The sequence below is a fragment of the Otariodibacter oris genome (genome assembly GCF_009684715.1).
GTDB lineage: Bacteria > Pseudomonadota > Gammaproteobacteria > Enterobacterales > Pasteurellaceae > Otariodibacter > Otariodibacter oris.
In genome coordinates this window covers 926,258-943,688 of the sequence record NZ_CP016604.1, presented here as the reverse complement: position 1 = coordinate 943,688, position 17,431 = coordinate 926,258, and the positions used below count along the sequence as shown (strand labels likewise).

The 17,431-nt window shown below is 39.4% G+C and carries 24 protein-coding genes; all 24 read left to right on the top strand.

Features of this window, described 5'->3' with window-relative positions; translation table 11 throughout:
• Positions 1–60: 60 nt before the first annotated feature.
• Complete coding sequence (locus A6A10_RS04315) at positions 61–291, top strand: hypothetical protein (RefSeq protein WP_121121616.1); 231 nt, start codon at positions 61–63, stop codon at positions 289–291.
• Entirely contained in the window at positions 291–542 is a 252-nt protein-coding gene (locus A6A10_RS04310) for a hypothetical protein (protein ID WP_121121619.1), read from the top strand. Before A6A10_RS04315 ends, A6A10_RS04310 begins: the two co-directional genes overlap by 1 nt.
• Before the next feature lie 318 nt (positions 543–860).
• On the top strand, positions 861–1,283 hold the full coding sequence (locus A6A10_RS04305; protein WP_121121623.1) for a Mor transcription activator family protein: 423 nt from the start codon (positions 861–863) through the stop codon (positions 1,281–1,283).
• A gap of 80 nt (positions 1,284–1,363) precedes the next feature.
• Complete coding sequence (locus A6A10_RS04300) at positions 1,364–1,909, top strand: N-acetylmuramoyl-L-alanine amidase (RefSeq protein WP_121121625.1); 546 nt, start codon at positions 1,364–1,366, stop codon at positions 1,907–1,909.
• A gap of 119 nt (positions 1,910–2,028) precedes the next feature.
• Complete coding sequence (locus A6A10_RS09660) at positions 2,029–2,163, top strand: hypothetical protein (protein ID WP_257792061.1); 135 nt, start codon at positions 2,029–2,031, stop codon at positions 2,161–2,163.
• A 137-nt stretch (positions 2,164–2,300) separates the two neighbouring features.
• Positions 2,301–2,537 (top strand): DUF2644 domain-containing protein, encoded by a 237-nt coding sequence (locus A6A10_RS04295; protein ID WP_121121627.1) that lies wholly within the window; start codon positions 2,301–2,303, stop codon positions 2,535–2,537.
• Positions 2,530–2,793 (top strand): DUF2681 domain-containing protein, encoded by a 264-nt coding sequence (locus A6A10_RS04290; protein WP_170143750.1) that lies wholly within the window; start codon positions 2,530–2,532, stop codon positions 2,791–2,793. The genes A6A10_RS04295 and A6A10_RS04290 overlap by 8 nt, the downstream gene beginning before the upstream one ends.
• Positions 2,794–2,898: 105 nt before the next feature.
• Positions 2,899–3,159 (top strand): hypothetical protein, encoded by a 261-nt coding sequence (locus A6A10_RS04285; RefSeq protein WP_121121631.1) that lies wholly within the window; start codon positions 2,899–2,901, stop codon positions 3,157–3,159.
• On the top strand, positions 3,156–3,419 hold the full coding sequence (locus tag A6A10_RS04280) for a hypothetical protein (protein ID WP_121121634.1): 264 nt from the start codon (positions 3,156–3,158) through the stop codon (positions 3,417–3,419). The genes A6A10_RS04285 and A6A10_RS04280 overlap by 4 nt, the downstream gene beginning before the upstream one ends.
• Before the next feature lie 2 nt (positions 3,420–3,421).
• Positions 3,422–3,925, top strand: coding sequence for a DUF1804 family protein (locus A6A10_RS04275; RefSeq protein WP_121121636.1), 504 nt, complete (start codon positions 3,422–3,424; stop codon positions 3,923–3,925).
• Entirely contained in the window at positions 3,925–5,547 is a 1,623-nt protein-coding gene (gene terL, locus A6A10_RS04270) for a phage terminase large subunit (protein WP_121121638.1), read from the top strand. Before A6A10_RS04275 ends, terL begins: the two co-directional genes overlap by 1 nt.
• A gap of 12 nt (positions 5,548–5,559) precedes the next feature.
• Positions 5,560–7,185 carry a DUF935 domain-containing protein gene (locus A6A10_RS04265; RefSeq protein WP_121121640.1) on the top strand — a complete coding sequence of 542 codons (1,626 nt, stop codon included), beginning with the start codon at positions 5,560–5,562 and terminating at the stop codon, positions 7,183–7,185.
• Positions 7,175–8,452 (top strand): phage minor head protein, encoded by a 1,278-nt coding sequence (locus tag A6A10_RS04260; RefSeq protein ID WP_121121642.1) that lies wholly within the window; start codon positions 7,175–7,177, stop codon positions 8,450–8,452. The genes A6A10_RS04265 and A6A10_RS04260 overlap by 11 nt, the downstream gene beginning before the upstream one ends.
• A 99-nt stretch (positions 8,453–8,551) precedes the next feature.
• Entirely contained in the window at positions 8,552–9,016 is a 465-nt protein-coding gene (locus A6A10_RS04255) for a phage virion morphogenesis protein (RefSeq protein ID WP_121121644.1), read from the top strand.
• A 234-nt stretch (positions 9,017–9,250) separates the two neighbouring features.
• Positions 9,251–10,312 carry a phage protease gene (locus A6A10_RS04250; protein ID WP_121121646.1) on the top strand — a complete coding sequence of 354 codons (1,062 nt, stop codon included), beginning with the start codon at positions 9,251–9,253 and terminating at the stop codon, positions 10,310–10,312.
• The gene (locus tag A6A10_RS04245) at positions 10,312–11,226 is read left to right on the top strand and encodes a Mu-like prophage major head subunit gpT family protein (RefSeq protein WP_195759402.1); all 915 of its coding nucleotides are present in this window, start codon (positions 10,312–10,314) and stop codon (positions 11,224–11,226) included. Before A6A10_RS04250 ends, A6A10_RS04245 begins: the two co-directional genes overlap by 1 nt.
• 10 nt (positions 11,227–11,236) lie before the next feature.
• Positions 11,237–11,461 carry a hypothetical protein gene (locus tag A6A10_RS04240; RefSeq protein WP_121121650.1) on the top strand — a complete coding sequence of 75 codons (225 nt, stop codon included), beginning with the start codon at positions 11,237–11,239 and terminating at the stop codon, positions 11,459–11,461.
• A 5-nt stretch (positions 11,462–11,466) separates the two neighbouring features.
• The gene (locus A6A10_RS04235) at positions 11,467–11,904 is read left to right on the top strand and encodes a gp436 family protein (protein WP_121122279.1); all 438 of its coding nucleotides are present in this window, start codon (positions 11,467–11,469) and stop codon (positions 11,902–11,904) included.
• A complete protein-coding gene (locus A6A10_RS04230; protein ID WP_121121652.1) occupies positions 11,901–12,536 on the top strand; it encodes a phage protein Gp37 in 636 nt (211 codons plus the stop codon). The genes A6A10_RS04235 and A6A10_RS04230 overlap by 4 nt, the downstream gene beginning before the upstream one ends.
• On the top strand, positions 12,526–12,720 hold the full coding sequence (locus A6A10_RS04225) for a DUF2635 domain-containing protein (RefSeq protein ID WP_121121654.1): 195 nt from the start codon (positions 12,526–12,528) through the stop codon (positions 12,718–12,720). The genes A6A10_RS04230 and A6A10_RS04225 overlap by 11 nt, the downstream gene beginning before the upstream one ends.
• Complete coding sequence (locus tag A6A10_RS04220) at positions 12,720–14,144, top strand: phage tail sheath subtilisin-like domain-containing protein (RefSeq protein ID WP_121121656.1); 1,425 nt, start codon at positions 12,720–12,722, stop codon at positions 14,142–14,144. The genes A6A10_RS04225 and A6A10_RS04220 overlap by 1 nt, the downstream gene beginning before the upstream one ends.
• Before the next feature lie 13 nt (positions 14,145–14,157).
• Positions 14,158–14,532, top strand: coding sequence for a phage tail protein (locus tag A6A10_RS04215; RefSeq protein WP_121121658.1), 375 nt, complete (start codon positions 14,158–14,160; stop codon positions 14,530–14,532).
• Positions 14,532–14,882, top strand: a complete 351-nt coding sequence (locus A6A10_RS04210; protein WP_121121660.1) for a hypothetical protein — start codon at positions 14,532–14,534, stop codon at positions 14,880–14,882. Before A6A10_RS04215 ends, A6A10_RS04210 begins: the two co-directional genes overlap by 1 nt.
• 263 nt (positions 14,883–15,145) lie before the next feature.
• The gene (locus A6A10_RS04205) at positions 15,146–17,431 is read left to right on the top strand and encodes a phage tail tape measure protein (protein ID WP_121121662.1); all 2,286 of its coding nucleotides are present in this window, start codon (positions 15,146–15,148) and stop codon (positions 17,429–17,431) included.

Genomic DNA, 17,431 nt, shown 5'->3' with positions numbered 1-17,431 from the left:
AGGTTAAAGCGTGGTTATCCCACAATGCGCGCCTCGGCATATCAGGGGCGGAGAAAGAAAATGAAAGCTAAAGAATTCAGAGTGACTTCAACAGTAAATTCAATCTACCCACAAGACGCAGCGGAATTCATTAACAAAACAGTAATGGAAAGTATCGGAATCACTGCATTTTCGCCAAAAGAAGAAGAATACATTTTTTCTACATTAGAAAACGAGATAAACTCGTGCGATCCTGATATAATTCCTTTTCTCAAAATAGAAGTTGAAGAAGTGGAATTTGAGGACGAGTAATGGCAAATCACCCTAATAGAAGTTGGAAAGGTAAATGGGATGTTGACCTAGAAAAAAGGTTAGCCACTCATGAAGATGGTTGGGTATTTCAGTTTGTGAAGGCTGAAGAAAAGGGTGTGTGGGACGGAAAATTAATTATCCGTCCTCAAAATATGACTTTTGACCAAATTAAAAATGCTCAAAGTATTGCCACTCAAGCAGGAAAAGCTTGGAATTTAGCTAGAGAAAAGGCAAAGAAAAGTGAATGGTGATTTTGAGCTTGGTTACACCCCAGCAAACCTTAGAAGGTTAAGAGAGGAACGTGATCTCACTCAACAAGAGGTTGCAGATATTTGTGAAGTTAGAAGCTGGCGAAGTGTGGCAAGGTGGGAGTGTGAAATAGATCAATCTGACCATGCAGATATGACTTACACAAGTTGGGTCAAGTTTCTCTCGTATATTTCTTCAAAAGACCGCTAACAAGCGGTCTTTTTTTTATCATTTTTTTGCAAAAAATTACCGAGTAATATTCACACTTTTTAAAATTGTATCTGATAATTCAGTGGTGTAGTGAGTTAAGAGGATATAATATGAGTGAATTAGAATTAGCAAGCGTGGAGGCTTATTTGCCTGATGTGGTAAAACAGATGATTGAAGTGGTGGGGTTTCCTGCGACTGAGAATGTGATCAAGTCTTTCGGTGGGGTTGATTTCAGTTTTTCGTTAGGCAAACAGTATTTTCCGCGGTTGGTTGATGTGATTGGGCTTGATTCTGCCACAAAATTACGGCAACATTTCAACCGTGAGCGGTTGTATATTCCAAGATGTGATGCTGCATTGCGAATTTTACGCAATGCAAAATTTAGAGCAGAGTTTGAAAAAATCAAAAAAGAAAAAGGCATAAGCGGTAATTTGGCTATGCTTGAGCTTTGTCCTAAATATGGCATTTCAGAACGCTTTGCGTGGAAGGTTTTACAAGAGCCATCAAGCCTTGAGCAAGAAAGCCTGTTCTAGTTACTGAACCCCATCACCTGTCTGATTTCCCTTAAGTTTTCAATAATACCCCTAGTTATATTTACTGGGGGTATTTTTATATGTCTTTTCCAATCTTAAAAATTGTCGTGCATTGCTCTGCCACTCGCAATGGCAAAACTTTAAAACGCAATGGTGCGACTTCTGCACAAGCTATTGATTCTTGGCATAAGCAACGAGGCTTTAAGCGTAGCGTTCATGCTGTCCGTAACTTCAATTCTCATCTTAAACATATCGGTTATCACTTTGTGATTGATATTGATGGCACAGTGGAAACAGGTCGCCAAGTGGGTGAAATAGGAGCTCATGTTAAAGGACATAATTCTAATTCAGTAGGTATTTGTCTTGTGGGTGGAGTTACTGCTGAAGGTAAGAATCACGGGCAGTACACCAAAGCGCAATGGGTCGCTCTGCATACCTTAATTCGCAACCTTGAGGCTCGTTACCCTAAAGCTAAAGTATATGGGCATCGTGATTTATCGCCTGATTTGAATGGTGATGGAAAAATCACAAAGAACGAGTGGGTAAAAGATTGCCCTTGTTTTGATGTTTGGGATTGGTTGGATTCCGAAGAAGTTGTTAATACAGATCACTTATTTAAGGAGTAGCAAAATGAGAAAAATGAGCAATAACGCAAAACGCAATAAAGCCCTTAACAAAGGGATAACCGTAGCCTCTTATTTTTATTTGGTGTGGGGTTATTAGTGGATTTACAGGAATTTAAGGAATGGCTATGACAGTTTTAAGTTTTGTTTTTGGAATAATCGCTATTGGATTGTTATTTAAGGTTGGCGAAGCCATAGGTGTTTGTATTGGTGATCAAATCAAGTATCACTATGTTGTATGGCGAGATAAAAAATAAATAAGGAGTAATTAATGTTTTTAGGTAACTTTGATAAAGCTATTACTTTTCTTATTTTGGTAGCTTGTGCGATAGGTGTTGCGGTAGGCGTTTTATTGGGGTGTCTCATTGGAATATTTATTTAGCGGAGGTAATTAATGAAACTTGCTGAATTAATCACAAATGACAACGGTCGTTTATCTACGACCTCATTTATTCAGTTTTTTGGCGCCATTTTAATGGCAATTATTCTAGCTTTCTGCGTGTATTTAGACAGAGTCTATACACCAGAGCTTTTCATGACCTTCGCTATTTTTTGTGGAGGTGGTGTTGCAACAAAAGGTTTTGCGAATGCAATTCGAAGACCTAGACAACAAGGAGAACAGGATGATTAACACATATTTAATAGGTGGACTGGCAGGGGTTTTGTCTATTATTGGGTTTTATATTGGCTTTTTGAAAGCGAAATCCAATCGATTAGATCAAGAAAATAAATACATGAAAAGAAGAAATGAAGCACTTACGAAGGAGTTGGATGATGCAAAAAAAGCTAAAGAGATCATTGAAAATAATCGGACTTTGTCTGGTGGCGATATTGACAATCAGTTGCAAAACAACGACTGGTTCAGAAGTGACGGTAACGGGATGTAGTGCATTTGGCTTTATCTATCCAAGCCTCAAAGACACAACAGAAACGAAACGGCAGGTACTTAATCATAATTTGGTTTATGAGGAAATTTGCAAGAAGGAAAAGCTATGATAGATGACAAACTTTTTCAGATGTTGATTTCTTTTGTAGTGATGCCTGTATTGGGTTTTAGTATCAAAATCGTAGTCGATAAAATCAATCGAAATGAAGCCAGCATTCAAGAGCTAAAGCGTGAAGTTGAAGATAAATACCAATCGAAGGAATTGGCTCGTGAGGTAAATCGTTCCTTACAAGAAAGGTTGGATATGATTTTAGATCAGATGCGGGAAATTAATGCAAAGTTAGACAAAAAGGCGGATAAGCAATGAGTCGTAGAAATAAAAAACAAGAGCAAAAAGCTATGGAAGGTAAGTTAGATCAGATTTTGTTAGCCGTTTCTGAGGTTAATCACAAGGTTGATAGACAGAATGTGGAAATTGAGGCATTACGTCGAGAGGTGGTAGCAACTAAGAAGCTTGTGGATGAAATGGCTAAGAAAAATCGCAAAGATGCCTTGATTGCTGGTGGTCTAGGTGGTGGTTTAGCTGCGATTGGCTTTGAATTATTACGTATGAAATTCGGGATGTAGGAATGGCACACGATCCACAAGTAAGAGTTGAATTAAGACGTTACTATGTTTTTGACCGTTTTTCACTAGAGCAATCCGCTCAAAAAGCTGGGGTTTCTTTTGGTACGGCTCGTCGCTGGAAGAATGAAGCGTTGAAAGCAGGTGATGATTGGGATAAGGCTCGTGATGTTCAAGTAATGGTGGGTGGTGATGTTGAGGCTTTGGCAACAGGCTTATTAAGTGGCTTTGTGGTTCAATATAAAACTGTAATGGATGAGCTGGAGAAAAGCGATATTGCCCCTTCGACTAAGATTGAATTATTAACAGGATTAGCTGATTCCTTTGCGAAAATGACCGCTTCAAGTAAAAAGCTGATTCCGTCTGTAAGTGAAATGGCTACGGCTCTCAAAGTGGTGGAGATGTTTGCGAATAAGGTCAAACAACAAAAGCCAGCATTATTACCTGATTTTATGCAAATTATGTCTGAGTTAGAAAGTGATTTTGGCAAAGCGTTTAAGGATAGATAATGAACTTCAAGGATTTTAAAAAAGGGTTAGAGGCTCTTCGGGTTGATTTGCAGAAATCTATTGACGCGAATTATGAAGGTTGGAGTGATAAATCAGAAGATATTATTAAGCGTAGGCAACAGGTTCTTAATCAAAAAGAGGGATTTGAGTACTTTGTTAATAATTACTTCCCTCACTATGTCCGTTCGGAGCATAAATCTCAACTGCATGAGTATTTGTTTAAAAATTTACCTGATTCTATTATTCAAAAGGATAAATCTGTTCGTCAAGCAATTGCAGCCCCCAGAGGCGAAGCTAAATCAACGATATGCACTCAACTCTTTCCTTTGTGGTGCTTGGTTTGTCAATTAAAAAAATACATTATCATCGCCATGGATACAAAGGAGCAAGCATTCAGTATGCTTGAAGCTATTAAAGTTGAAATAGAATCTAATCCACGACTAAGAATTGATTTTCCTGAATTGGCACAAGGAAGAGTTTGGCGTGCAGGTGTAATTATAACAAGTCATGAACAAAAAATAGAGGCGGTTGGGGCTGGACAAAAATTAAGAGGAAGACGTCATGGAGCTTATCGCCCTGATTTGGTTGTATTAGATGATATTGAGAATGACGAAAGTGTAGAAACTCCTGCGCAAAGGGATAAGTTGCATAATTGGGTTTTGAAAGCTGTTCTGAAATTAGGGGCGGCAGGTGAGAAATTTGATGTAATCTATGTTGGCACAATTCTTCATTATGATAGTGTTCTTAATAGATTTCTAAGTACAAAAGGATGGCGAAAAACTCGATTTAAAGCTGTACTGCGTTATCCAGATAATATGGTGTTATGGGACGAATGGGAAAATATTTACCTATCTGAAGATGGTGATGATGATTCGCTTTCTGATGCGTTCTATTACCAACACAAAGCGGAGATGGATAAGGGTTCAATAGTGTCTTGGCTAGCTCGCCCTATTCTTGCTTTAATGAAAATTAGAGCTTCGGATGGGCATTCAGCTTTTGATTCCGAGTATCAAAATGATCCTGTTTCAGGTGATGATGCCATTTTTGCGAACTCACTCCAGTATTGGACAGAATTACCTGAAGATTTAATTTACTTTGGAGCATTAGATCCGTCTATGGGTAAAGCTGGAGCAAGCCGTGACCCTTCGGCAATTCTTGTGGGTGGTTATCATCGTGAAAGCGGTAAGTTGTACGTAATTGAGGCGCAAATTAAGAAAAGATTGCCTGACTTGATTATCGAGGATGTGATCCGTTTACATAGTCAATATAACTGTCACCGCTGGTTTGTGGAAACGGTGCAATTTCAAGAGTTTTTACAAACGGAGTTGGTTAAGCGTTCCGCCCAACGAGGAAAGCCTGTGCCAGCGACGGCGACTAAGCCTAATACAGATAAGATGCTACGGATTGAAAGCCTTCAACCGCATATTGCCAATGGCTTAATTTTATTGCATCGCTCGCAAAGCACGCTTGAAAGCCAGTTAAAGCATTTCCCGAAAGCCGATCATGATGATGGTCCTGATGCGTTGGAAATGCTTTGGCGAAATGCGGTTAGCTCATCAATGCCTATTGAATGGGAGTCTATTGATGATGATATGGATTACTCAAGTAAATGGCGACATTAAGGCGGTGGTTTAATGGATATTTTAAAAAGGTTTAAACAGGTTTTAAAACAGGATAAAGGTAATCCTCTTCAAACGGATGATGCGGAGATTATTGGAACAGGTCGAGTATTATCCGACCATCCAAGTTATCGAATTAATCCGTCTAAAATGAAACGCATTTTTGAAGATGCAGAAAATGGCGATATTACCGCTCAGCACGAGCTATTTATGGATATTGAGGAGCAAGATTCCTCTATCTTTTCTAATCTGCAAACACGCAAACGAGCGACTTTAGGGGTGGATTGGAGTATCGTCGCCCCTAGAGATGCTACACCTCAAGAAGAAAAGTTGTGTGATGAGGTGCGTGATTTCTTTCATCAATTTAGCCAGCTTGAAGATTTGGTAATGGATTGCATGGATGCGGTCGGTCACGGTTTTTCTGCGTTAGAAGTTGATTGGGCATTTAATGGTAAGGTTTGGTATCCAAGGGCTTTTATTCATCGTCCTCAGTCTTGGTTTTTGTGGGATAAGACGGATAACCTTTTATTAAAAACACCAAATAACCCTAATGGCGAACCATTACGTCCGTATGGTTGGGTGATTCATACTCATAAATCTCGCTCAACGCAAGCAGCAAGAAACAACTTATTTAGAACGCTGGCTTGGTTGTATATGTTCAAGCATTATTCTATTTATGATTTTGCTGAGTTTTTAGAGTTATACGGCATGCCAATTCGCATTGGTAAATATGGCTCAGGAGCGACGCGACAAGAAAAAGATACATTAAAACGAGCGTTGGTGGAAATTGGGCATAATGCAGCAGGTATTATGCCTGATTCAATGAGTGTTGAATTGCATAATGTTGCCACAGGTAGTGCTGGGAGCAATCCATTCTTAAGTATGGTGGATTGGTGTGAGAAATCCATTGCCCGTTTGATTTTAGGGCAAACGCTCACCAGTGGTGCAGATGGAAAAAGCTCCACAAATGCGCTAGGTCAAGTCCATAACGAGGTGCGTCACGATTTGCTGGTTTCTGATGTGAAACAGCTTGGGCAGACATTCACTAAGCAGATTATTCTGCCTTACTTGCTATTAAATTTTCCGAATGTTGATCCGAATCGCATTCCTTCTTTTGAGTTTGATACAAAAGAAACGGCTGATTTAGCCTTGTTCGCTGACAGTTTGCCGAAACTGGTTGATATAGGCTTACCTATCCCTGTTGAATGGGCTAGAGAAAAGCTAGGGATTCCTGAGGTGCAAGAAAGTGATGCAATACTTGCTAGAGTTGCTCAAACGCAAGCGGTCGGATTGTCGGCAAAATTACCTAAACAGGAGCAATGGGATGGACTAGGTTGCCCTTGTGGGTGTGGTGGAAAAGTGCATGCGTTGTCTGCAAAAGATGACTTTGATGAACAAGTGTTTATAGATGAATCTCTTGATAAGGCTTTACTTGAAATAGATTTCAATAAACAGCTAGACCCAATGATTAAACAAGTTGTAGCCGTGTTACATAGTTGTCGTAGTTATGAAGAAGCAAGTGAAAAGCTTGTAGAGCTTTACCCTAAATTGCATTCTCAGCAACATTTTGATTATTTGAATAAAGCTATCTTTATTTCTGAGTTACTTGGTGCAGGAGAAAATACAAATAATGGGTATTAAATTTGCCTTAGATCTTGAGCCAAAAAAAGCGATTGAATTTCTCGAAAGCAAAAAAGTTTTTTCTAAAAATTTAGATAAAGAAGGTTTACAAAATTCAGCTAGAGCAAGAGCGGCTAGAATTGCTAATTTATCCAGCTTGGAATTAACTGCTAATATTTACCAATCAATGGCAGATGCTAAACGTGATGGACAATTTTATTCAGATTGGGTAAAAGATGTTCATTCAATGCTTGAGCGTAAAGGGTGGACTGCTCATTACGATAAGGAAAGTAAGGAGCACTTAATTGTTGATTCAAATACGGGTGAAGTGTTTGGTTCACCTCGTAGGCTGGAAACTATTTATAGAACCAATATGCAATCAGCATTATCAGCTCAAAGATATCAGCAGCTGATGGATAATGTGGATAATCGACCATATTGGCAATATAGTGCTATTTTAGATAGTAGAACTCGTCCTCGTCATGCTTCTATGCATGGCTTAGTATTTCGTTATGACGATCCTTTTTGGGCTACATTTTATCCTCCCAATGGCTTTAATTGTCGATGCAGTGTTAAGGCATTAAAACAAAGGGATTTGGATAGAAATCATCTTCAGGTTTCTAACAGTAAATCAATAATGGTGGATGCTGTTATTGAACCGCGTAAAGGTGAGAAAAAAATCACAAAAGGATTAAAACTAGCAGATGGTTCAGTTGTAGTGACAGATAATGGTTTTGATCATAATGTTGGGAGACGGGTTTATAAACCTAATCTTGAGTTATATCCTGAAGAACTTGCACATGAGTTTGCTAAAAAAGAAATGCAAGGGGATATTTTTAAATTAGATTATTCTCGACTTGAGCAGGAGATGAATGAAGTTAAAAAGCAGTTAGGATTGGTTGGAAAATTAAACAACGATCAATTGCGTCTTGTTAGTAATAATATTAGGCAAGAGTATAAGTTTGCGGTGGGAATATTAACTAAAAACTTAAGAGAAAAGTTAAATAGTTCCGTATCTACGGTGTGGTTATCCGATGATACTTTATTAAAACAGTTTAATAGTCGCATTAACGAATCGTTTGGCATTAATGATTATACTATTCTACCAGATCTAATTCGTAATCCAGATAAAGTTACTTTAGCAAAGGATAAGCGTTACCAGTTCATAAAAGACATACATGGGAAAAAATATAGTGCAATAATAAAACCCTTAGAGGGTGAGATTTTTATTGCATCCCTAAGAAGAATGGATAATAAAGAATGGAATAAATTAATGGTCACTAGGTAGGGCTCCCCACACCTACACACAACTATGGTACTCTTTCAACCACTCGTTTGCGATCAGGGAGATTCATCGCTTTTCTAGTGACCTCTAAGGAATATAACAATGCTTGAAATAAAAATCAATAATGCGGATAAAATTATTGCAACATTGGAGCAATTAAGAGATAAAGCTATTCATCGCGGACCATTAATGAGAGATATAGCTGGGACTATGCAAACCGCGGTGGTGAATAATTTTGAAGCGGGAGGGCGTCCTGCTTGGTTGGGTGTTAAGCATAGAAAAGGTACTCCATTGAATGATACAGGAAATTTAAAAAATAGCATTCAGCAGTCCTATGATGATGATTCTGCCGTGGTCGGAACAAATGAGCCTTATGCGCGTATTCATCAATTCGGTGGAGTAATTAAACCCAAAAAAGGCAAATATCTTGTATTTAGGATTGGGGATAAATGGGTAATGACTGATAAGGTTGTAATTCCTGCTCGTCCATTTTTAATGCTTACTTCGCAAGATGAAGAAGATATTTACGACGATGTTCAAAGCTACTTCCAGAACATTCTAAAATGAACATTGTCTATTTCGCTCTAAATCGCCCATTGTGGCGATTTTGCTTTTAGTGGTATGATTTATCATTCTTAAATTTTTAAAACAATTTAAAACGGGTTTAAAACGTTTTAAAATGGGTTTGTATCCTTTCTCTTATTTTATTTCTACTTTTTATCTTCTACTGAACTTGATCATCAGTTTTATTTTTTCTTAATCCTCTACTCTATAACCTCTAAATTTTGTTTTGAGGTTTCAATGAAATTCAAGCTTAATCCCATTGCTTGTAGCTTTAAATTATCACAAGAGGCGAATGGTCGTATTCAGCTTTTCCCTTTTGGATGGTTTCGCCCGCAAGATGGACGACAAGGAGAATGGTATGTAGATGATTCTAATGGTTATCAGTTAGCAACTGATATTAATAACTTGCAGATTGATTTGATGATTGATTATGAGCATCAGACTTTGTATGTAAATGAGAATGGTAAAGGCAATCCTGCTGCGGGTTGGATAACTCGTGCGGAATATGTATCAGGTGAAGGGTTGTTTGCTGATGTGAAGTGGACAGATAAAGCAGTAAATGAAATCAAGACTGATGTTTATCGCTACATTTCACCGTTATTTTTGGCTGAAGCTGATGGTCGTGTTGTAAAGGTGCTAAATGCAGCCCTAACCAATCGCCCTGCTCTGCATAATCTTAAAGAGGCAATGGCTTTGTCTAGCCAGTTTTCACAATATCTAGAACCCGTTGATAAAGGTAATGAAATGAAAGAAAAAATTAAAGCAATGGCAATCGCATTGCTTGGCTTGTCTGCACAAGCAAGTGATGAGGAAGTAGTAGCAGAACTCACTGCTCTTTCTGCAACAAAAGGTGATTCGCCTGTTGCATTAAAAGAAGTCTATGGGAAATTGAAAGAAGTTGAAGCACAAAAAGTGGCTTTATCTGCTCAAGTAGGTTCACCTGACCCTGCCGAGTTTGTGGCATTAAGTGATTTGCAAGCGGTACAAACAGAGCTAAACACACTCAGACAACAAGTGAATGATAAAGAGCGTAATGAGTTAATTCAAACAGCGTTATCAGATGGGCGATTATTGCCTGCTCAGAAAAAATGGGCGGAGGATTTGGGTAAAAAAGACCTTATCGCTTTATCCGATTACTTAAAAACAGTTTCGCCTAACTCCGTCGCTCAAGGTATGCAGTCTGGCGGTGAAGCCCCTAATAAAAAGCAAACAATTGCATTATCTGATGGGCAAATAGCAGCAGCTAAAGCCATGGGGATAACGCCTGAAGAATATTTATCTAAGTACGTGGAGGGATAATGAAAAAATCAGAGTTACTAAATGCGCTTGATGTGGCATTTAAAACAGAGTTTAAAAGCGGATTGGCATTAGTTGATTCTCAATGGGAAAGTGTTGCAATGAAAGCGAATTCGACAACCAAAATCAATACTTATGGTTGGCTAGGGCAATTTCCTAAAATGCGAGAATGGGTTGGTGAGCGACAAATTCAAAAAATGCAAGCGCAAGCAATGAGCATTGAAAATAAAAAATTTGAAAGTACTGTTTCAATCCCTCGTACTGATATTGAAGATGATCAAGTTGGGTTATACGCTCCAGTAGTTAAGCAAGCAGGGCAAAGTGCGGCAGAGTTACCTGATGATTTAGTGTTTGGGTTGTTAAAAAAAGGGAAAAGCACTCTTTGCTATGACGGACAAAACTTCTTCGATACCGATCACCCTTGTTATCAGAATGTGGATGGCTCAGGTACAAACACTGTTCAAAGTAACTTAACTACAGGATCGAAATCAGGTAAGCCTGCATTTTATATTTTGGATGCAACAAATGTTCTTAAGCCATTAATTTGGCAAGAGCGCACTAAACCTGAAATTGAGACGAAGTTTGACCCATCTCGTTCAGATAAAGTGTTTATGGAAGATGATTATTTGTGGGGTATTCGTGCTCGCGGAAATGCTGGCTTTGGATTTTGGCAGTTAATGCATCGAGTTGAGGATTCAGAATTAACTATTGATGTAGTGAAAGAAGTTATTGCCAGCATGCGTCAGTTAAAAGGTGACGGAGATAAAATTCTCAATATTCGTCCAAGTGCTATTGTAGTTCCTCCTTCTTTGGAATATACCGCACGTGAATTATTTGAATCAAGTGTAATTAATGGAACAAGTAATCCATTGAAAGGTGTGTTGAAAGTGATTGTTAGTGCGTATGTTGTGGAATAAGGGGTAAGGAATGGCAAAAAAGAATCCAGAAAACAAAGAAGGTAATGATGTTATTGAGCCAGTTGCTTTTGATATTACATTGAAAGCAATTCATCCTCAATCCAGTTATGGTCGCTGTGGTTATCGGTTTTTTAAGGATGAACCAGTGAGAATTGAAAGTAATAATTTAACACCTGAGCAAATTAGAGTGTTAGTTAGCGACCTTTACCTTGATGTTGTACCTGTAACGGAGTAATGCGAATGAATTATGCCACACCTGAAGATTTCTTGTTGCGTATTGGTGAACAAGAGGCAATCGAATTAACCGATAGAGAGCGTTTGGGTGTGGTTGATTCAGGTATTCTCGCAATGGCATTAGGTGATGCATCTAGTCAGATCGACGGGTATTTGGTGGGTCGATACAGCTTACCGCTCAATTCCACTCCATCTATTTTAACCAGAATTTGTTGCGATATTGCTCGTTATTACTTAACGAGTATGTCAGGGGTAACAATTACTGAAGAAGTGATTGAACGCTATAAATTCTGTTTAAAAGAATTGGAAAATATCGCTAAGGGGCTTGTTGCATTAGGGGTTGAAGGCAATAAAGGCGAAGATGACTTGGAGAATAATGATTCTGATGATGCGGTGCAGTTCGCTAATGGTGGCTCTCGAATTTGGGCAAGGGAGCGGAGATGATCACAAAAATTGAAAATGCGTTGATTGAGCGATTACGTTTAGGGCTTGGAAAACTCGTCTATTCCGTAGGAAGTTATGCGGGTGAAATTGATGATGCAAACTTAAATGTAAGACGTTTGCCTGCGTGCTTAGTATCTTATGCTGGTTCGGATTTTGATGCGAAATCTATGGGTATGAGAGGTAAGCGATACGTTGCGAATAACACCTTTGTTGTATTGGTCTTAGCTCGCTCAATGCGTAGTGAGGAATCAGGTCGAAAAGGTGGATTAACGTCTAATGAGATTGGCGTGAACCAGTTGCTTGACGCGGTTAAGTATCTGCTTATCAATCAGACGTTAGATGGCTTAGTTGCTCCTATCCAACCTAAGCGAATCAGAACAATTTGGAATAACGCAGAGGTGCGTAATGAAAAGTTATCTGCACTTACCATTGAGTTCGAGGTGCGGTATGACGAGGATAAATTCCTTGATGATGGTTGTTTCCCTGTCGGTGAAGGGGATGAGGTTTTATTTAAAAAATATCATGGAAAATTGGATCAACCTAAAGGTGAGTTGGTTCAAGTAAATGGGGGTATCTTTGACCCAAATAGCGATGCAAAAGTAGAGTTTGAGGTGGTGACACATGAAAGTTAAAGCAGTAGATGGTGTGAAAGTGCCAATGGAAAATCAACCATACAATTATATTGTAGGTGATGCAGTGGTGGAGGTTGAGGATTCAGTTTATTACCACCGTCGTTTAAGTGATGGTGATTTGGTGCTTGTTGAAGAGCAAGCGGTTAGTTCTGGTCGAAAAAATGCAAAATCAGGAGAAAAGTAATGACAAATATTGTCTTTGATAGCATCCCTACATCAATTAGAAAGCCGGGGGTTTATTCAGAATACAATTCAAAGCAAGCGGTTAATTCGTTACCAGTAAACCCTCAAGAAGTGCTAATTGTTGCACCTCAAACTAAAGAAATTGAAACAGAATTTAGCTCACCAATCAAAATATTCAGCGACACTCAAGCTGAAGAAGAGTTTGGGGCTGGTTCTTGGGCTCACTTGATGGTTCGTCAAGCGTTGCGTAACAACCCCAATATCCGTTTGACTGTTGTTGGTTTAAAAGATAACCGTGCAGGTGTTGCTGCTACTGGTAAAGTTGCATTCAATGGCACAGCGTCTAATGCAGGGGTGATGTCTTTAAAAATAAGTGGTGTCCCTTATTCATTAGCAATCGCTAAAGGTGAGTCTGATACTGCATTAGCTAATAGATTGATGGCAGTAATTAATGGCGCGAGAGATTGTCCTGTATTGGCGACTATTGATGCAGATAGTAGCAATAAAGGGTTAAAGCTTACAGCAAAATCCAAAGGGGAAATCGGTAATGAAATTGAGCTTGATGCACCAAGTGCTGTTGCTGATGTTGCTATTTCACTTACTGCCCTAGCGGGTGGACAGCAAAACGCTAGTTTAGCTGGAGCATTAGCTAGTGTTGCGGGTGAGCATTTTAATATCATAGTTTCCCCTTTTGTGGATGAAACAAATGCGAGTGCGTTACGTGAACATTTGGAATCCGTTTCAAGCCCTACAGCGAAAAAGCCAGCTATTGGCGTGATGTCTTGGCGTGGAACAATGGCAACAGGTATTACTTTTACCTCTCGTTTAAATAGTGAACGTATTACGGTAGCTTGGTATAAAGGAGCGATTGAATCCAATGCGATACTTGCAGCAGGTTATGCGGCAATTATCGCAAGTGAAGAAGACCCAGCTAGACCTTTAAACACTTTGGAGGTTAAAGGGTTGTCAGTCGTAGATAGTTCTCAATACCCTACATTCTCAGAGTTTAACCAAGCATTGTATAACGGTTTGACACCTTTAGAGGTTGTGAATTTCAAAGTGCGAATTATGCGTGCTATTACTACTTACACGAAATCTGCGACTAATACAGATGACCCAAGTTGGTTAGATTTAACAACTATTCGTTCAATGGATTATGTTAGAAAAGCGATTGAGCAACGTATTGAGCTACGTTTCCCTCGCTCTAAGTTACATAACAAAATCGCTAAACAGGTGCGTTCTGAAATCTTGGATGTGCTTTATCGATTAGAAGATCTGGAGGTTGTAGAGCGTGTTGATGAGCATAAGAGCAAGTTGATTGTAAGCCGCAATGGACAAGATGCGAATAGGCTCGATACTGCAATTCCTGCGGATGTGGTGAATGGTTTACACGTTGTGGCTAATCGCATTGATTTGATTTTATAGGTAGGAGGGATAAATGGCTGAGAAATACGCTGGCTCTATCGTGCTCGAGGTGGATGGTAGAGAAATTGAGGTGACAAAATGTGACCCAAGAGAGGTTACAGGTCGCAAACTCGTGAAAACAATGAACAGCTCAGGTAGAGCGAGAGGATTTGCTAAAGGCATTAAAGAATGGACGATTGCGGTTTCTGCAGTTATGCCTACTGATAGCTCTGAGATTGATTGGGCGGGAATCGATGATGCAAAATTAACTATTTACCCTCTTAATAATTCAGATAAACGAACATCTTATCTAGGGTGTTTTGTTACCGAAGTGGGTGAAAGTTACACTGTGGATAATGAGGCCGTGATTGATATTCAATTAAGTGCATTGAATAAGGTGGAAGAATAATGCAGTTAACGTCGTCAGGTCAATTATTGCTTGGTGTCTATTATCAAGATGAGTTGCATTATGATTTTAGTGTGAGTTTATTAACTATTGGAAGGGAAATTCAAGCGTTAGATATGCTTGAATCGCTTAATATTGACAGGAATGATATTAAGAGCCGCCCTCTAATCGATATGGCATATCTTGCTCAACAGTTGAATATTGAAGGTATTCCTGCTGAAGAACTCACTCCTCAATTTCTGTTAGATAATCTTACCACCGATGATTATGACCTTGTGCTTGCTCAGATTGGCGATTTGAGAAAAAAGCGGCAAGGTGCTGGGGAGAATTTAGCACCAAAGGAAAAAGTTTAACGCATTACGGATTAAAAGAAGCTTATCAGCACTATCAAAAAACAGTGTTGATATTAGTCAAGGTGGGATTTAATGCAGAAAGTGTATGGAATATGTCACACCTTGAGGCGACTAGCTGGGTGAAGTGTTATATAGACAGTATTAATGGTTCATCTGATTCTAGTAAAAAAGAATCTAACAGCACAATTTTTTCAATGCGAAAACCAAGGGGATAAATAAAAGGGCGTTATGCCCTTTTTTAATAGCAGTTAAATGGGGTTTATATGGCTAAAAACTTCACGATGAGCTTGTTGCTAAAAGTGCAAGATTACGCAAGTAAAGCAATTCAAGGTGTTTCACAAAAAGTTAAGCAATCGAATAAAGAAATTGAAAACAGCACAAAGCAGACAGCAAGGGTTCAGCAACAAACTGTAAAGCAGACGGAACAAGTTACCAATAAAGCTAATCGTAGTGCGATTTACTCCAGCCAGCAATTAGCTCGAGCAAGAGAGGGGTTAGGGGTTCGCTCTGAGCGTCAAATTCAGCGCGAAATCTCTCGTACTGTTGCTCAATATAACCGCTTAGCACGAAGTGGAACTGCATCTGCTCGCGAAATAGCTCGAGCACAGGATGTCGCTCGCCAACGGGTTAAAGAACTTAATGCAGAAATGGGAAAAATGCCTACTGGTCAGCGTATGGGGAATATGGCGCGAGGTGCAATGGCATTAACTGCGGGAATTGGGGTGGGTGCGAGATTAATTTCTGATCCAATTAAATCCACTGCAAATTATGATTTGAAATTGGCTTACTTGGCAAACACCGCCTATTCCGACCGAGATAAAGCTGGGCGAAAAGAAGGGATGCAGAATATTCATCAAGCAATCAAAACCGCTATGAGTTATGGAGGTGATGAAAATACAGTAATTGATGCTCTGAGTGAAATAATCTCCAAAGGTAAAGTAAGTGTGGATGATGCGTTATCACTATTGCCTACTATTCAAATGAATGCAACAGCGACAGGAGCAAGCACCTTAGATATTGCTGCTTTGGTGAATTCAGGACTGGGTTATGGTATTGAGCAAAATCAAATTCAAGATTTTATTGACTACGCTAATGCTGCGGGTAAAGCGGGTGGATTTGAGTTAAAGGATATGGCTCAGTACGCTCCATCATTGTTCGCTGCTGCTAATGGTGCTGGATTAAAAGGTTTGGATGGGGCAAAAGAGATGTTCAAGATTTTGCAACAAGTAACCAATGTATCAGGAGGAAGTTCAGAAACCGCTACAAATACCATGAATTTCTTAGCAAAGTTAAATTCACAAGATACGATTAATCGAGCATCAAATATTGATTATGTTGACAAAAACGGCAAAGCTCGTGAGGTGGATTTAAAGGCAAGCATGGCGGGTTATATGGGGCAAGGTAAAAGCCCTGTAGAAGCTTTTTTGTCTATTGTTGATGATATTCTTGTTGGGGATAAGGAATATCAAAAGGCAATTCACGACTTGCAAAATGCAAGTACAGAAGGAGATCGTGCTGAAGCATTAAATCGAATCGCAGACTATATGGAAGGTTCACGTGTTGGTGAGTTAGTAGCTGACCGTCAAGCTTGGCTCGGCTTGTATGGGGTTCGCTCTCAAAAGAAAACAAGTGAGAATGTTGAAGAAGCTTATCAATCTGCGTTAGGTGGAACTGCACAAGATGCTGATTTCATTATGGATACAGCAGCTATGAAATTTCAAAAGGCTGAAAATGTAAAAAAAATGGGAGAAATCGAATCTTTTCGTTCAATTACTGATGCCACTGGCGACATCGCTGAAAAACTAGCGAATTATGGTGAGGAATATCCAAAATTAACTTCAGCATTAGTTGGTGCGACAGAAAGCGTGAAGGCTTTAGCTGGAGCGGCTGTCACTGCTGCAGGTGCTATGGCATTATTTGGTGGGCGTGATTTCTTGCCTGATTTGCTTAGTCGAGGTAAAGGTGGAATAGGTAAAACGTCAGTAGCAGGAACAGCTAGTGGAATAAGTAGTGGCTTAAGCAAAAGCGGACGACTTAGCCGCTTGTTAGGTGCAGGAAGTACATTGCTTAGCGGGACTGGTTATTTGGGGATGATTGGAGCTATTGGCGAACAACAGCCTTACCAGCAAGCTAGATCTGAAATGGAAGAAGAAAAGCGAGTAAGTGCTAAAGTTAAGTTCGCAAAAGCTTACAACAACGGCGAGACTAAAAGCTCATTTTATTATGGTGGTCCTTCCATTCAGAGCAAAGAAACCAAGCCTCTTTATGGGGGATATGCTTTGGCTTATTTAGCACAGGACAATAAGGTTGCTCAAGCTCGTTATGAGATTGGAGGATATTCTCAAGAGCAGATGGATAGTAGAACCCAGAGAAATAATGAGTTAATGAATGGCTTTTCAACATTGGGGAATACCATTGGCGAAGCTTTAAAAGTTGGATTGTCTCAGCAATCTAAAGTGATTGATAATCGAATTACTGTGGAGCTAGATGGTCGAGTTGTGGGTGAGGCTCAGTCTCAATACTTATTTAATGAAGCGATTAGGGGGTAA

Excerpts from the sequence above, each read along its gene's own strand:
- A6A10_RS04250 (WP_121121646.1), top strand. The coding sequence starts at position 9,251 with ATGAAATTCAAGCTTAATCCCATTGCTTGTAGCTTTAAATTATCACAA.
- A6A10_RS04305 (WP_121121623.1), top strand. The coding sequence starts at position 861 with ATGAGTGAATTAGAATTAGCAAGCGTGGAGGCTTATTTGCCTGATGTG.
- A6A10_RS04245 (WP_195759402.1), top strand. The coding sequence starts at position 10,312 with ATGAAAAAATCAGAGTTACTAAATGCGCTTGATGTGGCATTTAAAACA.
- A6A10_RS04295 (WP_121121627.1), top strand. The coding sequence starts at position 2,301 with ATGAAACTTGCTGAATTAATCACAAATGACAACGGTCGTTTATCTACG.
- A6A10_RS04220 (WP_121121656.1), top strand. The coding sequence starts at position 12,720 with ATGACAAATATTGTCTTTGATAGCATCCCTACATCAATTAGAAAGCCG.
- terL (WP_121121638.1), top strand. The coding sequence starts at position 3,925 with ATGAACTTCAAGGATTTTAAAAAAGGGTTAGAGGCTCTTCGGGTTGAT.
- A6A10_RS04225 (WP_121121654.1), top strand. The coding sequence starts at position 12,526 with ATGAAAGTTAAAGCAGTAGATGGTGTGAAAGTGCCAATGGAAAATCAA.
- A6A10_RS04215 (WP_121121658.1), top strand. The coding sequence starts at position 14,158 with ATGGCTGAGAAATACGCTGGCTCTATCGTGCTCGAGGTGGATGGTAGA.
- A6A10_RS04240 (WP_121121650.1), top strand. The coding sequence starts at position 11,237 with ATGGCAAAAAAGAATCCAGAAAACAAAGAAGGTAATGATGTTATTGAG.
- A6A10_RS09660 (WP_257792061.1), top strand. The coding sequence starts at position 2,029 with ATGGCTATGACAGTTTTAAGTTTTGTTTTTGGAATAATCGCTATTGGA.
- A6A10_RS04300 (WP_121121625.1), top strand. The coding sequence starts at position 1,364 with ATGTCTTTTCCAATCTTAAAAATTGTCGTGCATTGCTCTGCCACTCGC.
- A6A10_RS04230 (WP_121121652.1), top strand. The coding sequence starts at position 11,901 with ATGATCACAAAAATTGAAAATGCGTTGATTGAGCGATTACGTTTAGGG.
- A6A10_RS04235 (WP_121122279.1), top strand. The coding sequence starts at position 11,467 with ATGAATTATGCCACACCTGAAGATTTCTTGTTGCGTATTGGTGAACAA.
- A6A10_RS04210 (WP_121121660.1), top strand. The coding sequence starts at position 14,532 with ATGCAGTTAACGTCGTCAGGTCAATTATTGCTTGGTGTCTATTATCAA.
- A6A10_RS04285 (WP_121121631.1), top strand. The coding sequence starts at position 2,899 with ATGATAGATGACAAACTTTTTCAGATGTTGATTTCTTTTGTAGTGATG.
- A6A10_RS04255 (WP_121121644.1), top strand. The coding sequence starts at position 8,552 with ATGCTTGAAATAAAAATCAATAATGCGGATAAAATTATTGCAACATTG.
- A6A10_RS04260 (WP_121121642.1), top strand. The coding sequence starts at position 7,175 with ATGGGTATTAAATTTGCCTTAGATCTTGAGCCAAAAAAAGCGATTGAA.
- A6A10_RS04280 (WP_121121634.1), top strand. The coding sequence starts at position 3,156 with ATGAGTCGTAGAAATAAAAAACAAGAGCAAAAAGCTATGGAAGGTAAG.
- A6A10_RS04275 (WP_121121636.1), top strand. The coding sequence starts at position 3,422 with ATGGCACACGATCCACAAGTAAGAGTTGAATTAAGACGTTACTATGTT.
- A6A10_RS04265 (WP_121121640.1), top strand. The coding sequence starts at position 5,560 with ATGGATATTTTAAAAAGGTTTAAACAGGTTTTAAAACAGGATAAAGGT.
- A6A10_RS04310 (WP_121121619.1), top strand. The coding sequence starts at position 291 with ATGGCAAATCACCCTAATAGAAGTTGGAAAGGTAAATGGGATGTTGAC.
- A6A10_RS04290 (WP_170143750.1), top strand. The coding sequence starts at position 2,530 with ATGATTAACACATATTTAATAGGTGGACTGGCAGGGGTTTTGTCTATT.
- A6A10_RS04315 (WP_121121616.1), top strand. The coding sequence starts at position 61 with ATGAAAGCTAAAGAATTCAGAGTGACTTCAACAGTAAATTCAATCTAC.
- A6A10_RS04205 (WP_121121662.1), top strand. The coding sequence starts at position 15,146 with ATGGCTAAAAACTTCACGATGAGCTTGTTGCTAAAAGTGCAAGATTAC.